We start from the raw sequence: 240 nt of genomic DNA on the forward strand, positions 1-240 counted from the left end.
ACGTTCAATTCAGTATTTTCTGCTGTGTCGATGACTTTATCAAGTTCAACTTTGTCAGCTTTTTCTACTAAGTGTTTTTGTGCTTCTTTCAAATCTTGTGTTGCTTTATTGATTTCTTCAACTGTTTTACCAGCAGAATTTTTCACGATAGCTTGACCTGTTGTTTCAGCTTTAGTTAATGGTTCTACACTGTTTGGAGTATATGCATATTTATCGATTGAAGCTACTTTTTCAAGTTCT

1 protein-coding gene is annotated in these 240 nt (G+C 33.3%); it reads right to left on the reverse strand.

Going from position 1 to position 240, the window contains the following annotated elements; translation table 11 throughout:
• Positions 1 to 240, reverse strand: a 240-nt coding sequence (locus tag HMPREF3270_RS13945; protein ID WP_176746719.1) for a hypothetical protein, incomplete at both ends; no start/stop codon positions are given.

This window comes from Staphylococcus sp. HMSC65H10 (assembly GCF_001839185.1).
GTDB classification, from domain to species: Bacteria; Bacillota; Bacilli; order Staphylococcales; family Staphylococcaceae; genus Staphylococcus; species Staphylococcus simulans.